This is a genomic window from Microcoleus sp. CAWBG58 (assembly GCF_020883045.1).
GTDB lineage: Bacteria > Cyanobacteriota > Cyanobacteriia > Cyanobacteriales > Microcoleaceae > Microcoleus.
On record NZ_JAHRFA010000002.1, the window covers coordinates 129,007 to 143,597 of the forward strand.

A 14,591-nucleotide genomic window follows, 5' to 3' on the forward strand; every position below is an offset into this window, starting at 1 on the left:
TAGCTAAAAGCTAGTTTTTGACTCAATCATGCACTCCGACCAAAGAAACCGGGTTTTTACCAAATCTTTCAACTGCGACGAAGTATTCTCAAAAAAACCCGGTTTCTGGACTCCCATGCGTAATTCCTACTAAACCAAAGCCTGCCGCTGAGCCTCCAACAATTCCTGAATCCCAGTTTCTGCCAAATCCAAAATTTGATTTAACTGACTGCGACTAAAACTTCCCTCTTCCGCAGTTCCCTGAATTTCAATGATATTCAAATCCCCATTCATTACCACATTACAATCAATTTCCGCCGCCACATCCTCAAGATAATTCAAATCTAAAAGCAGCTCGCCTTCCAACAATCCCACAGACACCGCCGCCACTTGGCGAATCAAAGGAGACTGCACCAAATCACCTTTTTGCACCAACTTATTCAAAGCATCAGCCACAGCCACAAACGCGCCATTAATAGAAGTCGTGCGAGTCCCCGCATCCGCCTGCAAAACATCAGCATCGACCAGAATCGTTCGCTCTCCTAATAGTTCCATATCCAAGCACGATCGCAAACTCCGGCCAATCAACCGCTGAATCTCTTGAGTGCGCCCCGATAACTTCATAAATTCCCGCTCTTGTCGCTGCGGCGTAGCCCCCGGTAACATCCGGTACTCCGCCGTCAGCCAGCCTTTGCCGGTATTCTCCAGAAACCTCGGCACTCCCGGCTTGATGGTAACGCTGCACAGTACCTGAGTATCGCCGCTTTTTGCTAGCACCGAACCGCTAGCAAATTTGGTGAATTCGCGATCGAAACTAATGGGACGAAGTTGATTTGGCTGTCTGCCATCGGCACGTTTTATAGACATAAGTAATGGGGAATGGGGAATTGGGAATTGGTGTCAACTTAACTTCTAACCCAGTCACAGACTGCCGTTTGACGATTAGGCCCCGATCCCCCCTAGCCCCCCTTAAGAAGGGGGGGACAAGAGTGCAGTCAAAGTCCCCCTTCTTAAGGGGGATTTAGGGGGATCCGAGACTCAGATAAAAACGAGATTTATCTTAGATATCCCCTAGCCCCTCTGATAGTCGGGGGGGACAAGAGTGCAGTCAAAGTCCCCCTTCTTAAGGGGGATTTAGGGGGATCCGAGACTCAGCTAAAAACGAGATTTATCTTACTTAGATACCCCCGAACCCCCCTTCTTAAAGGGGGAGAGGAATCTTTTCAAAGTCCCCCTTTTTAAGGGGGATTTAGGGGGATCCGAGACTCAGCTAAAAACGAGATTTATCTTAGATACCCCCCCTAGCCACCCTTCTTAAGAGAGGACAGGAATCTTCTCAAAGTCCCCCTTCTTAAGGGGGATTTAGGGGGATCCGAGACTCAGCTAAAAACGAGATTTATCAAGGCTTTCAGTCTTAACTTGACACTCCTTGGGCATTGGGCATTGGGTATCGATCGACAAATAACAAATAACAGCTAACAACTAACTATTAACAATTTTAAGAATATCCTGCTGCACTTCTTCGGGAGATCGATCGCCATTGATAGTTAACAGCTTGTTCCGATGTTCGTAATACTCTAAAATCGGCATAGTGCGTTCCTCGTACAAATCGAGCCGGCGCTGCAAAATTTCGGGTTCATCGTCCGATCGATCGCGTTCGATCGATCGACTCAGCAACACCTCAGTAGGCACTTTCAACCAAACCGCCCAATCTAGCTCCTGCGCCAAATCCTCTAACAAAAAATCCAATTCCTCAGCTTGAAAAGACGTTCGCGGATATCCCTCCAACACCCAGCCATTAAAAACATCCCACAGCAGCAGCCGGCGGCCGATAAATCGAATCAAAATTTCATCGGGAACCAATTCGCCTTTTTCCACATAAGACACGGCCAACTTGCCCAAGTCTGTCTCACCTGCGATTTCCGCACGCAGAATGTCCCCAACTGCAAGCAAAGGAATGCCCAAATTGTCGCACAATTGTTGTGCTTGAGTTCCCTTTCCCGCTCCTGGCCCTCCCAGAATCACCAATCTCACAGTGCCTGCTCCTAGTGCCACGACATTCAAATTCTATGCGATCTGTACCTTTTATTGACAGTCCTGGAGCCACCAATACTTTCATCCCCTGGGTTTTTGGCTCTATAACTTCATAACTGTCGGCTTCCCTGCCAGATTTTGGTAAAAAAGTAGGCTTCTGCACAAGTGCTTGCTTGAGTTCAAAATCTCATTGACGGCTCCGAATGCTACTGCCGCTAGCTTTTGACAATTTGTATATCTAGCGTTCGATCGGATCTGCGATCGGCCAAGTACACTATATATTGTTAAGCAGGCTCCAGCCATGTCCAGCTCGGAGCAGCAGTCAAGACTTAGTTACTAATTAAATATTGCCCTATGGTTGCTCAGTTACAAACCCCTAAACTCAATTTGACCCACAGCTTGCCCTACACAGTTAAAGGGCTGGTGCAAGTTTTTACAGGCCCGCACCGCTGCTTTTTTACCAATGTTATGGCTCAAGCCCTGAGAATTGCAGGACAGGGATCTCCGGTGTTGGCGGTGCAGTTCCTCAAAGGGGGAATCAATCAAGGGCATCAGCATCCGGTGCGACTCGGGCAAAATTTAGATTGGGTGCGGTGCGATTTGCCCCGCTGCATTGAGAATGCCGATTTAGATGAGCTCGAAACGCGATCGATCGCACAATTGTGGGAGTACGTTCAAAATGCGGTACTCTCCGGCAGTTACGCCTTAGTTATTCTCGACGAGTTGAGTTTGGCGGTGAATTTAGGTTTGATTCGGGAGACAGAAGTGCTCGCATTGATTGACAGCAAGCCCCACGATTTGGATATTATTTTGACTGGGCCCTCGATGCCGCCAGCAATTTTGGATGTTGCCGACCAAGTTACTGAAATTCGTCGCAGTTAACGACCATGATTTTAGTTGCGATCGCCCGCGCGTGCGATCGCAATTTTTATGTAATATTTTCTGTAAATTCTCATGTAAAAAAAGAGGCGATCGCACTGATCGGGCGATCGCAGCACGCCGATCAATTTAGCAGCGACATTACGCTGGAACTACCGGATCGAACACAACAGTTAACCGATCTGCCGGAACCATCCGCTTCAGAATTTGCAAGTGACCGTCTGCATCAGACCAACTACGAAACTGACCCACAACCACCTTTTCCACATTCGGAAGCGATCGAACTACAGTCCACGGCTTGAGACATTTTTCTTGCAACATAATAGAGAAATCTCCTGCATAAATTAGAGCCAAAGCCCGCCCTAATACTTTTCTACGGGTAAGGACTGGTCTGTAGGTTAGTAAACTTGCCCTTCACTCAAAACATATCACAAAAAAAATCGTTTGGGATTATATCTGATTTTATGTTATTTTTCTACCTAATTTCTACATAACATATCCCTAAGCTGTGGCGCACTTAAATTGCATATTCGGGGCAGGCTCGCGTCCCCACCCCACTTATGGTTTGATTATTGCTTGACCAAGAATTTAAATCCGCAACAGCTTAACTATTTAAATAATCGCTACCTTTGCCATTATTCCCCAATTCTTCCCTCTTCCTTCTTCCCTCTTCCTTCTTCCCTCTTCCTTCTTCCTACAAATCTCGCCGCGACAGCAGAAACCAGATCCCACCCAAACCCAAAACACCGCACAAAACCCCACCTTCCCACCCAAAAACAGTCCCTCCCGGCAAATGTCCAGGCATTGCCTTAGAACTAAAATTTAGTTCAGAATAGTATACCCACTGACCGTTAACTCGCCAGCCCACTCGATCGCCAAACTTCTCCCAAACATCAGCATCATAAACACCAGCCTTTCCCCCCGACTTAACCCAAAAACCCTTTTGTATAGAAAAACCGAACCTCCGGTGACTGTGCCGCACCCAAAGTTGGTCAATCGTCTGCAAATCCTTAGCAGGGAACTTCCTAATATCTTCCTCACTCAAATAGCCCCTCGAAACTTGCTGCATCACTTCCAGCATTTTCATAGAAGTTTCCTCATCAGCACCACGCCAATTTTTAGCAACCAGCAGCCTTTCCAACTGAGAATAATCAATCCCTTTGTCCGACTCTAAATTCACCGAAACTATCGGATTTTTAGTCACAGGTTGAGTCGGCAAAGAAGGACTAAGAACAGTTGCCTGCTGCAATTTTAAATCTGGTGGAACAACAACAACAGCAGGTTTTATAATATCAAAAACTTCCAGAGCAGACTTGTAGCGGTCTTTGACATATTCCTGAATCAACTTATCTAAAATCCGACCTAGATCCTGGCTAATCTTAGTTCCTTTCGGCAAAGCCTCCCTCCAAAGCCAGCGACCTTCGAGCGGGTCATAAAGGTCATCGTGAATGTCCCCGTAGATATCCAAATAAGGCATCACAGAAGTCAGCAAGCGAATGCAAGTCACCCCCAAACTATAAAGGTCGCTAGCAGGAACAGCCCTACCGTGCCTCTGTTCTAGGGCCGCATAACCCGGAGTTCCCAACTTAGTGCCCGTTTTGGTTGGAGCATCAGTTACTACCTGTTTGGAAACCCCAAAATCTATCAGCACTAACTTGCGATCGCGATTGCGGCGGATCACATTCTCAGGCTTAATATCCCGGTGAATTACATTGCGCTCGTGAACAAAATTCAGCAAAGGCAACAAATCTAATAACAGTTCCCTAATTTTAAGTTCGCTATAAGCACCGTACTTTTCTAACTCATCCTTTAAATTATTCCCATCAATAAACTCCTGCACCAAATACAATCGCCCATCTTCCTCAAAATAAGAAATTAGCTGAGGAATTTGTGGGTGCTTCAGTTCGTAAAGCCGCCTTGCCTCTTGTTCAAACAGTCGGACATATTTTTTAAAATGAGCCGGCTTCCGCTGAAATTCCTGCGGTGGCGACAACTGTTTGATAACGCAAAGTTCCTCAAATTTCCCATGATTGACAGCTCGAAAAGTCCTGCCAAATCCTCCGTCGCGCAGCGGTTCGGTTGCTGCATAAAGGTCTTTTAGCAACAGCTTGGAACCACAATTAAGACAATACTTTGTGCCTGGTGGGTTCTGACGCTTGTCTTTTGGGCAATCGAGATTAAGGCAGTATGTCATATATCAAAAAAATCCGAACAAAATTATACTCAGGATGTCATAAAATTAATACGGGATGCGGGAAACGAGCGTGGCTTTAGCCTTCCTAGGGAAGCGACGCGGCGATTTCAATCGCCTTGAATCTTTCCATTACCGCCGGGCGAGTTGCAAGAGTCCGGTGTACTTTTGTAATGCACTTTCGACGGGACAGTTACCGTTTCAAACCTTGCAACTCGCGATCGCATAATGTTTGCTCTTGTGGGGCCTCCCTTACGGGGTAATGTTCGCTTCGACCTGGTTATAAAGGCTTGTTAGACCTGCAAAACTGTTGAGCGTGACTTTCAAACTGTTTAATTGCAGATGATAGAGCGGAAAACTAGCGTCGCATTCTCCGGTATCGTAACCTAAATAACGTCTCCTCTTGCGAGGGGTCTGGTCAGAACAGCTTGTAATTTCTTACAAGCTCAGTCGCAAAGAGCGCTGAGTTCCTGACTTTATTCAAGAGTCCGATCGCTAGCTGGTTTTTGTGGAAGCGAGAGCCCGAACCTTAAGGAGGTTGCAGCCACCCTCGCACTTGCTCGGAAGCGATCTCGCCAGACTGCCCCTGAGCAAGTATACCTCTCTTGAGGGTTTGACCTCAAACTCGAAGTCCAAATCTAACCTTAAACTGCGATCGGTGCAAGATATTTGATTTAGCGGCCAAACAGCCAGCAGATTAAACAAAAATAGTAATTTATTACCAGGCCAGTTAGCTCTGCAACGCCCAAAAAAAACTTAGGATTCTGCCTGAGATATAATTTTATTGCCAGAGAGAACCGAACTAACGGTAGCTGCTGCTAGCGTTAAGTTCGATCGACCTTAACATTTTACAAGTATAAAATTGTACTCAACCAGGCAAAATCAACAATCCCAAACTACCCAACTTTCCCGAGCTTCAAATAAATAGTAACTTACTCGACCGCAATCCGATCGCGATCCGACAATTAGCCAGTTTAAGCTGTTTCCTTTGCTCCAGCTATTACCAGTTGCATTTATTGCGCTCCGTCTACTTAATTAGGAACTGCCAGTGACATTAAAAATACAGCCATCTCAACCTCAAAACTCCCGCAAAGAATCACCGAAAGTAGCCTGGTTCGAGCGGTTCATTGCACTGATTGCACTAGGAAATTTAAGCCTAGTATTATTCGATCTAACTTATGTTTCCGCCCGAGATTTCTACTTCCGGCAAATACCAGTCCTCACTCAAATATACGATCCATTTAAAGGAATTAAACCCCACCGAGATACCCAGAAATATCTAGAAAGCTTAGCAGAATTAAAAAAACAAGTAGTGCAAACAGGCTTGCCATCTCCTCAAGTAGCAGCCAAATTGCAAGAAATAAACACTCTGAGCGCGAACATGATCGACGAAGATCCGTTTCGAGTAGCATCAAAAAGTGGTTCCTTAGAAAAAATTAAAGACCGGATCCGCGATCGCACGCCGAATCCGCAGCAATCAGCCAAACAATCATTCAAAACATTCTGGAGCCAAGAGTATTTAAACAAAAAAGGCTGGCAACAAGAAATCACTTGGTTTGACGCCAAAATCAAGCCGTTAATCGCCACCAACTATTACCGCACGATCGGTGAAAATGGGGAATTTACAGACAACTTCTGGCAAATCGACCTGCCATTTATTGCCATATTCGCGATCGAATTTCTAGCCCGCACCTACTTCATCAGCCGCCGCCACCGCAGTGTCAGTTGGCGAGCAGCCATGCTCTGGCGGTGGTACGACATCTTTATGTTCCTCCCATTCTGGCGCCTGTTGCGAGTATTACCCGTCACAATTCGCATCCACCAAGCCAAAATGCCCGACCTCCAACCCATACGTACCCAAATCAGCCGGGGTTTTGTCGCCAACTTCGCCCAAGAATTGACCGAAGTAGTAGTAATTCAGCTGATCAACCAGATGCAACAATCAATCACCACAGGCGAACTAGCCCGTCAACTATTTAAATCCCAAAAACAACGCTATCTAGATATCAACAATATCAATGAAATAGAAGCGATCGCCACCCATCTCGTCCAAATCACCGTCTACAAAGTCCTGCCCCAACTCCAACCCGACTTAGAAGCCCTCCTCCGCTACAACATAGAATTATTTCTCAAACAATCCCCTCTATATCAAGGATTCCAACAAGTACCCGGACTCGGAAATCTACCTGCACAGTTAGCCTCGCAATTAGTTGCAGAACTGTCGAAATTAGCGACACTAGGCCCTCAAGATGCCTACGAAGCCTTTAAAATCGCCAGCGAAGACCCTGTAGGAACCAAACTTTCAGCCCAGCTAGTCCAACATTTCGGGCAAGCTTTAGGGGCAGAACTGCAACAGCAGCAAACCTGGCAAGAAATACAACTGCTATTGTGCGACTTCTTAGAAGAGTTCAAAATCAACTACATTCAGCGCTTGAGCGAAGAAGACTTCGAGAAAATTTTAGAACAAGCTAAGCAACTGCAACGCATAGCACCGCGTTAAGCAGTTGACAGTTGACAGTTGTCAGTTGTCAGTTGGCGAACTAATGCTTAATGCCGGATGCCCGATGCCCGATGCCCGATGACCAATTCCCCATCCCTCCGCTTCGCTTCGCCCGATGCCCGATGCCCCATGCCCCATGCCCCATGCCCGATGCCCGATGCCCCATGCCCGATGCCCCATGCCGGATGCTCAATGCCCCATGCCCCATGCCCCATGCCCTATGCCTCATGCCCCACTCCCCATTGTTCATAAGGCGATTTGTCACTGGGCGGGCGATCGAGCTAAACTGAGTAGCGAGGCCTATCTTCGATCGAAAGTAGCCCTCAAACTTCTTGGAAGAAACTGTTTCACCTAGGAGTGGGTCGAACCCACTTTTTTTGTTGCATGAGTCGCAGCCAAACAGCTTAAGGCATCACACCTGCAAGTTGAAGACCAAGGGCCGCGGGCGACGAAATCAAGTCATCCCGAGGTAGAAAGCAGAAAGTAGAAGGCAGAATTTAAACCCCACAAGCTCATCCTCGGGCTTGAAAATCTGACATCTTTTTCTTCATTCCACGAATCAATTTGAGGGTAAAACACTCATATCTAGCGGTCAAAAACCAGTCGATTTGAGATTTGAGACTTCGGCCTGAGGTTGAACTGTCGAAGGATTTTAGATTTGAGATTTACTTGCACCTCCGTGAATCTGGGAGCTTGAACTAGAGTCTAAAATTTTGGGCCGATCCCGAGGGCCCTGCCGGGGCTGGTCTCCGTTTTTTTGGCGGCTCAAAGCAAAGCAATCTCAACACCTGATTTTTCCTTGCCGTGTCCGAGTTCAGGAGTTTTAGTTTAAGTATTCGATATGACTCATCCCCTAATCCCACAAATCATTGACTTAGCTACCCCCGTTGCAGAAACACTGGGATTGGAAGTAGTGGGAGCAGTGTTTCACACCAACCAAAATCCTCCCGTCTTGCGGGTAGACATCCGTAACCTCCAGCAAGACACCGGTTTAGCCGACTGCGAGCGGATGAGCACAGCCCTGGAAGTCGAGTTAGAGGCATCCGACATCATCCCCGACGCCTACGTGCTAGAGATTTCCAGTCCCGGAATATCCCGATTGCTCAGCAGCGATCGAGAATTCATTACTTTTAAAGGTTTCCCCGTCACAGTCACAGCCACCGAACCTGACTCGCGAATCAAAGAGTGGAAAGGACTGCTTGTGGGCAGGGATGAAACAACGGTTTATCTCAATCTAAAAGGGCGACAGGTTAAAATTCCCCGCCCCCAGATTGTCAAAGTTGAACTAGACGAAGGTAAAGAGTAAAAAAGGGAAATTTTGAATTTTGAGTTGTAGGGGCAGTACCCCTTGTCTGCCCGATTTGAGTTTTGAGATTGCCTCGCAGGAAGCTAAAAATGCTTCGCTGCGAGTTAATTTTTAAGAATCACATCTTTAGCCACAGGGTTGAAGTAGAACAACAATAAATTGTTGCAGCACCGAGATACCCTAATGCTATCTTTGTAACTCATCAATCATCAGTTATCACTTTTTTAAACTATTACCTGCTGTCAATCACCAATCGATCTATTTCCAATTACAAGTTACGTATTGTCCCATCAAACAAAGGAGTGTTTTATATGTCAATGGTTCCCTTGCGCGGACTCAAAGAAATGATCGAAGGTATTAGCAAAGAGCGAAATTTACCCAAACACGCCGTCCAAGCAGCATTGCGAGAAGCCCTGCTTAAAGGATACGAACGCTACCGTCGCACCCAAAAACTCGACCACTTCAGCGAAGAATACTTCGACAATTTTGATGTAGAATTAGACGCAGAACAAGAAGGTTTTCGCGTTTTAGCTAACAAAACTATTGTCGAAGAAGTCGTCAATCCCGATCACGAAATAGCACTTTCTGAAGTACAAGAAGTAGCCACGGAAGCTCAGCCTGGGAGCATCGTACTCGTAGATGTAACACCCGATCAAAAAGAATTTGGTCGCATGGCAGCGATCCAAACCAAACAAGTGCTGGCTCAAAAACTGCGCGACCAACAGCGCAAAATGATTCAAGAAGAGTTTAAAGATTTAGAAGAAACTGTTCTTCAAGCAAGAGTGCTGAGGTTTGAGAGGCAGTCGGTAATTTTGGCAGTTACCAGCAGCTTCGGTCAGCCGGAAGTAGATGCCGAACTCCCCAAACGCGAACAGTTGCCCAACGACAATTACCGTGCGAACGCTACATTCAAGGTTTATCTCAAAAAAGTAGGCGAAGGTTCTACTAGAGGGCCGCAGTTACTTGTTTCTAGAGCAGACGCCGGTTTGGTGGTTTACCTGTTTGCTAACGAAGTACCAGAAATAGAAGATGGGGTGGTGAGGATTGTCGCCGTAGCTAGGGAGGCAAATCCGCCCTCCCGGCACGTCGGCCCTCGGACTAAAATAGCAGTAGATACTCTCGATCGCGATGTAGACCCGGTAGGAGCCTGCATCGGAGCGCGGGGATCGCGAATTCAGGTAGTAGTCAACGAATTGCGCGGCGAAAAAATAGACGTGATCCGCTGGTCTCCAGATCCTGCAACCTATATTGCTAACGCTCTGAGTCCGGCTAGAGTAGATGAAGTGCGTTTGGTTGCCCCAGAAGGCAGGCGCGCTCACATTTTGGTCGCGGAAGACCAACTGAGTCTTGCCATTGGTAAAGAAGGTCAGAACGTCCGCCTCGCAGCCCGCCTGACAGGTTGGAAAATCGATATCAAAGATATTGCTAAGTACGATCGCGACGCCGAAGACATCAAACTGGCAGCAGAAGCAAGCAGGCTCGAAGAACTAGCAGGCGACGACTACGACGAAGAGGAAGGATCCGGCTACGACGGCGACGAGGAAACGGCAGAATTTGAGCAAGAGGAGCCAGCCACGGACGAAACCGCAGCCACAGTCTAAACACTGTGACATTCACTTTTATGTTTCTGGCACGGGAGACAAGGAGGACAATTCCCCTATTCCCCCCTCTCCCACTCTCTCAACTCTCCCCGAATCACTAGAAATGAAACCGAACTACCGGTGTTGCACAAGTTGTCGAAAAATAGCTCCTAAGGAAGCTTTTTGGCGAGTAGTCAGGCTCTATCCTTCTCATCAGGTACAATTAGATCGCGGCCTCGGTCGTTCCGCTTACCTTTGTCCGGCGAGCCAATGCCTCAAAGCAGCTCAGAAAAAAAATCGACTTGGGCGATCGCTCAAAGCGCCTGTGTCTGACGAACTGTACCAAACACTTTGGCAGCGTTTAGCCACATCTGACTGTACATCTGACTCGGAATCGATCGGGCACCAAACCGACAATAGTTCGGCCTCGACTGTATAAACCCTCTTGGCAGCCCTACCAGTAATTACCGGTAGCGCCAGCTCTAAAACCCCGATCCGATCTGCCCACCAGTCTGGAAAGATTTGTGTCAGATTAGATAAGGGTAGGGTACTAGCAGAGGTATCCTCAAGGTGGAAAGACAAACTTTAAAGATTGATTTGTGGCAGTTGCCAAAATTCAGACTAGACAGTTCTCGCTTTCCCAAAAAAAACTTGAGAATTCTCCAACCGCAGACTTCAGCGAATTGCATCTTTTAGATAAAATTGCTGAGCGAGTACCAAAACCCCGATTCTTGACACTGAATCAATCACAGCGAATGATGTCGTCATTAGAACAAAAAATCAAAATGTAAAAACTGGTTGGCACAAAAGAGGGCAGAGTGGATGAACAACGGCAAAGTAAGAATTTACGAATTATCACGGGAACTAAATTTGGATAATAAAGACATCTTGGCAGTTTGCGAACGGCTCAATATTTCAGTAAAGAGCCACAGCAGCACAATTACAGAATCTGAAGCAGAGCGCATTCGCAAAACGGCGGAAAAATACGTAGCCAGCCACTCTACCCCCGGCAAGCCAGCTCCCCCCGAAAGAGCAGCAGCGCCATCTAGAGAATCTGGCCCTCATCCTAACGACCAACAAAAAAAGCAGCAAATTTTAGAAATACGCAGTCCAAAAGTACGGCCGGCTGGTGCTTCGTCCCAGCCCGCAGGCAACGAGGAGCAAAAAAACCAGCCTGGGGCCACCGTGGCCACTCCTCCAAAATCGCCCGCCTCTCAACAACTCCAGCCTCCAGCTAAACCAAATATCAATCGACCTGTACTCTCGAAGCCAAATGTCGGTGGATCGGCGGCAGCTTCAGAAACAAGCTCGGAAACTGTAGGTGCGATCGCCCCGGAAACAATTTCCCAGACTCAATCGCCTGTGGCACCTCAACCGCCGTCGGAAAAGGCTCCAGAACGTACACCCCGCCCGCCGGTCGCCCCTCCAGCGCCGCCCGGAGCAAAACTCACGTCGCCACCAGTCAGAGGGGCATCGGAGTCGGCTAGTCGCAACCCACAAACTCTGGGAAACAAGCCGGTACTGAAACTGGCCAGAACCGATCAAGACCAATCAGAACAGGGAGAAACTCTGGAAGCGCCGGCGAAACCGAGCCGCCCCAGCAGACCTGCACCATCCGGTAGCGACGCTCAAAGACCTCGCCCAGGTGCTGGTGGGCCAGTGAAAACAGCACTTGCCGATCGACCCCAGCAGGGCGGCCCGCGCCGGAGCCTTGCCCCCGCAACGTCAGCCGCTGGGTTGCGTAGCCGGGGCGGTGACATTTCTGCCACCGGAGAAGACGCAGACGATGACGGAGACGATACGTCGTTGTTGCTGGATACTCTTCTCCTTCCCAAGCCGACTCTGCCAAAGCCAGCCAAAAAGACACAGGTCATTTGGGAAGAAGATGATGACGAAAACTCAGATGCTGCCAAAGCTGCCAAAGCAGCCAAGGCCAAAAATCGTCGCCTCAAACCCATAGACGAGGATGACGATGACTTAGAAAATGGCTTGGATCTGCCAGCACCAGTCACCGTCAGCCTGTCTCTAGCCCGCCCAGCTAAGGCGAAGACACAAGCAGCACCAAAGTCAACACCAACTCCGGGCGCACCCGGTAGCAGCGGCAAAAATAAGAGACCGGGCCCTTCTCACGATAAAAGCTCTTCTGGTTCTTCCGGGGGACGCGGCAACCGCGGCAAAACAGCCGAAGCTAAGGTAGAACGTCCAGAAAAGCTGCTGCTGAGCAGACCGATGACCGTTCAAGAACTAGCAGTTACTTTGGCTGTTCCCGAAACCGAAATTATTAAGAGGCTGTTCTCTAAAGGTATTGCGGTCAACATTACCGAAACCCTGGACATTCCAGCGGTGAGAATGGTAGCCGAAGAAATGGGCGTAGAGGTAGAAACCCCAGAAATAGAAGAGCCAGCTACCAAAATCATCGAGATGATCGATGAGGCAGATTTGGAATACCTCCAGCGCCGTCCGCCAGTGGTAACGATTATGGGCCACGTGGATCACGGCAAAACTACTTTGCTAGACTCGATCCGCAAAACCAAGGTCGCTCAGGGAGAAGCTGGGGGTATTACCCAGCACATCGGTGCTTACCACGTGGATGTGGTACACGAAGGCAAGAGCCAGCAGGTGGTATTTTTGGATACTCCCGGTCACGAAGCCTTTACAGCTATGCGGGCTCGCGGTACGCGGGTGACAGACATTGCCATCTTGGTGGTGGCGGCGGACGACGGCGTGCGACCCCAGACAATTGAAGCTATCAGCCACGCGAAAGCGGCGAAAGTGCCAATTGTCGTGGCTATCAATAAAGTTGACAAGGAGGGCGCTCAGCCGGAACGGGTGAAGCAAGAGCTTACTGAGTACGGCTTGGTCGCAGATGACTGGGGCGGCGATGTGACGATGGTTCCAGTCAGCGCTATCCGAGGGGAAAACCTCGATACGCTGTTGGAAATGATTCTGACAGTCGCGGAAATGGAAGACCTCAACGCTAACCCGAACCGAGCGGCTAAGGGTACTGTAATTGAAGCTCACCTCGACAAGGCAAGGGGGCCTGTGGCAACTCTGCTGGTGCAAAATGGCACGCTGCGAGTGGGCGATATTGTGGTCGCAGGCTCTGCTCTGGGCAAGGTGCGGGCGATGATCGACGATCGCGGCGATCGCGTAGACCAAGCAAGTCCATCCTTCGCTGTGGAAGTGCTGGGGTTGCGGGAAGTACCGCAAGCTGGAGATGAGTTTGATGTCTTCGCTAACGAAAAAGAAGCAGCGGCGATCGCAAGCGGAAGAGCTACATCCCAAAGAGATTCGCGTCTACTTCAAGGTGGTCGGATCAGCCTCAGTGGCTTCTCTCAACAAGCTAAGGAAGGCGTTCTTAAGGAACTCAACTTGATCTTGAAGGCAGATGTCCAAGGCTCCCTGGAAGCCATTGTCGGTTCTCTGACCCAACTTCCTCAAAAAGAAGTTCAACTCCGATTGCTGCTATCTGCTCCTGGGGAAATCACAGAAACGGATATTGACCTGGCCGCAGCTAGTAATGCTGTGATTATCGGGTTCAATACTACTCTCGCCACCGGCGCTCGCCAAGCAGCCGACCAAGCGGGCGTAGACGTGCGGGAATACAGCATCATCTACAAACTCTTGGATGATATTCAAGGGGCGATGGAAGGACTGCTGGAACCCGAACTGGTGGAAGAACCTCTGGGTAAGGTGGAAGTGCGCGCTGTCTTCGCGATCGGTCGCGGGGCTGTGGCTGGATGTTACGTACTCGAAGGCAAGGTCATCCGCAACTGTAAGGTGCGGGTGCGCCGGGGCAACAATGTCGTTTACGAAGGTGTCCTTGACTCCCTCAAACGGATGAAGGAAGATGCCAAGGAAGTCAATACTGGCTATGAATGCGGTATTTCCTTGAGCGGGTTTAGCGACTGGGCGGAAGGCGATATTATTGAAGCCTACCGGATGGTTACTAAGCGCCGCACGCTATCTCAATAGTTTTGAGTTGTGAGTGTTGAGTTGGAAGAGAATTTTTGAGTGAAGGCAACTTGCATTGCCGATCGCTCCCAACTATTCTCTTCACTCAATACTCCCAAACTCATATAACAGTTGACAGTTGACAGTTGACAGTTGACAGCGGGCATT

General features: G+C 48.6%; 11 protein-coding genes and 1 pseudogene. 7 read left to right on the forward strand and 5 right to left on the reverse strand.

Going from position 1 to position 14,591, the window contains the following annotated elements; all coding sequences use genetic code 11:
- Window positions 1–129 precede the first annotated feature (129 nt).
- Together rph and QZ918_RS01370 are read right to left on the reverse strand one after the other, a co-directional pair.
- Window positions 130–846 (reverse strand): ribonuclease PH, encoded by a 717-nt coding sequence (gene rph / locus QZ918_RS01365; RefSeq protein WP_293330144.1) that lies wholly within the window; start codon window positions 844–846, stop codon window positions 130–132.
- A gap of 615 nt (window positions 847–1,461) precedes the next feature.
- Complete coding sequence (locus QZ918_RS01370) at window positions 1,462–2,013, reverse strand: adenylate kinase (protein ID WP_293330243.1); 552 nt, start codon at window positions 2,011–2,013, stop codon at window positions 1,462–1,464.
- Between the two features lie 354 nt (window positions 2,014–2,367).
- Here QZ918_RS01370 and QZ918_RS01375 point away from each other — a divergent pair, with 354 nt between their 5' ends.
- A complete protein-coding gene (locus QZ918_RS01375) occupies window positions 2,368–2,895 on the forward strand; it encodes a P-loop NTPase family protein (protein WP_293330147.1) in 528 nt (175 codons plus the stop codon).
- 5 nt (window positions 2,896–2,900) lie between these two features.
- Window positions 2,901–3,194, forward strand: a complete 294-nt coding sequence (locus QZ918_RS01380) for a hypothetical protein (protein ID WP_293330150.1) — start codon at window positions 2,901–2,903, stop codon at window positions 3,192–3,194.
- 392 nt (window positions 3,195–3,586) lie between these two features.
- Here QZ918_RS01380 and QZ918_RS01385 read toward each other — a convergent pair whose 3' ends face one another.
- Together QZ918_RS01385 and QZ918_RS33215 are read right to left on the reverse strand one after the other, a co-directional pair.
- Window positions 3,587–4,996 carry a serine/threonine-protein kinase gene (locus QZ918_RS01385; protein WP_293330153.1) on the reverse strand — a complete coding sequence of 470 codons (1,410 nt, stop codon included), beginning with the start codon at window positions 4,994–4,996 and terminating at the stop codon, window positions 3,587–3,589.
- Window positions 4,997–5,008: 12 nt separating this feature from the next.
- A pseudogene (locus QZ918_RS33215) lies at window positions 5,009–5,086 on the reverse strand (hypothetical protein); the annotation flags it as partial.
- 1,045 nt (window positions 5,087–6,131) lie between these two features.
- Here QZ918_RS33215 and QZ918_RS01390 point away from each other — a divergent pair.
- A complete protein-coding gene (locus QZ918_RS01390; protein WP_367275166.1) occupies window positions 6,132–7,583 on the forward strand; it encodes a hypothetical protein in 1,452 nt (483 codons plus the stop codon).
- 40 nt (window positions 7,584–7,623) lie between these two features.
- Here QZ918_RS01390 and QZ918_RS01395 read toward each other — a convergent pair whose 3' ends face one another.
- Window positions 7,624–7,833 carry a hypothetical protein gene (locus tag QZ918_RS01395; protein ID WP_293330156.1) on the reverse strand — a complete coding sequence of 70 codons (210 nt, stop codon included), beginning with the start codon at window positions 7,831–7,833 and terminating at the stop codon, window positions 7,624–7,626.
- A 591-nt stretch (window positions 7,834–8,424) separates the two neighbouring features.
- Here QZ918_RS01395 and rimP point away from each other — a divergent pair.
- The 4 genes from rimP (at window position 8,425) to infB (ending at window position 14,444) form a co-directional block, all read left to right on the forward strand.
- The gene (rimP, locus tag QZ918_RS01400) at window positions 8,425–8,889 is read left to right on the forward strand and encodes a ribosome maturation factor RimP (protein WP_293330159.1); all 465 of its coding nucleotides are present in this window, start codon (window positions 8,425–8,427) and stop codon (window positions 8,887–8,889) included.
- A 311-nt stretch (window positions 8,890–9,200) separates the two neighbouring features.
- Window positions 9,201–10,490 (forward strand): transcription termination factor NusA, encoded by a 1,290-nt coding sequence (gene nusA / locus QZ918_RS01405; RefSeq protein WP_293148640.1) that lies wholly within the window; start codon window positions 9,201–9,203, stop codon window positions 10,488–10,490.
- A gap of 103 nt (window positions 10,491–10,593) precedes the next feature.
- Window positions 10,594–10,908, forward strand: a complete 315-nt coding sequence (locus QZ918_RS01410) for a YlxR family protein (protein WP_293148638.1) — start codon at window positions 10,594–10,596, stop codon at window positions 10,906–10,908.
- A gap of 383 nt (window positions 10,909–11,291) precedes the next feature.
- Window positions 11,292–14,444, forward strand: a complete 3,153-nt coding sequence (gene infB / locus QZ918_RS01415) for a translation initiation factor IF-2 (protein WP_293330162.1) — start codon at window positions 11,292–11,294, stop codon at window positions 14,442–14,444.
- Window positions 14,445–14,591: the final 147 nt, after the last annotated feature.

What these genes read in the sequence shown, in the direction of transcription:
- nusA (WP_293148640.1), top strand. Translation starts at nt 9,201, where the DNA reads ATGTCAATGGTTCCCTTGCGCGGACTCAAAGAAATGATCGAAGGTATT.
- QZ918_RS01410 (WP_293148638.1), top strand. Translation starts at nt 10,594, where the DNA reads ATGAAACCGAACTACCGGTGTTGCACAAGTTGTCGAAAAATAGCTCCT.
- QZ918_RS01395 (WP_293330156.1), bottom strand. Translation starts at nt 7,833, where the DNA reads ATGAACAATGGGGAGTGGGGCATGAGGCATAGGGCATGGGGCATGGGG.
- QZ918_RS01375 (WP_293330147.1), top strand. Translation starts at nt 2,368, where the DNA reads ATGGTTGCTCAGTTACAAACCCCTAAACTCAATTTGACCCACAGCTTG.
- infB (WP_293330162.1), top strand. Translation starts at nt 11,292, where the DNA reads ATGAACAACGGCAAAGTAAGAATTTACGAATTATCACGGGAACTAAAT.
- QZ918_RS01380 (WP_293330150.1), top strand. Translation starts at nt 2,901, where the DNA reads ATGATTTTAGTTGCGATCGCCCGCGCGTGCGATCGCAATTTTTATGTA.
- rph (WP_293330144.1), bottom strand. Translation starts at nt 846, where the DNA reads ATGTCTATAAAACGTGCCGATGGCAGACAGCCAAATCAACTTCGTCCC.
- rimP (WP_293330159.1), top strand. Translation starts at nt 8,425, where the DNA reads ATGACTCATCCCCTAATCCCACAAATCATTGACTTAGCTACCCCCGTT.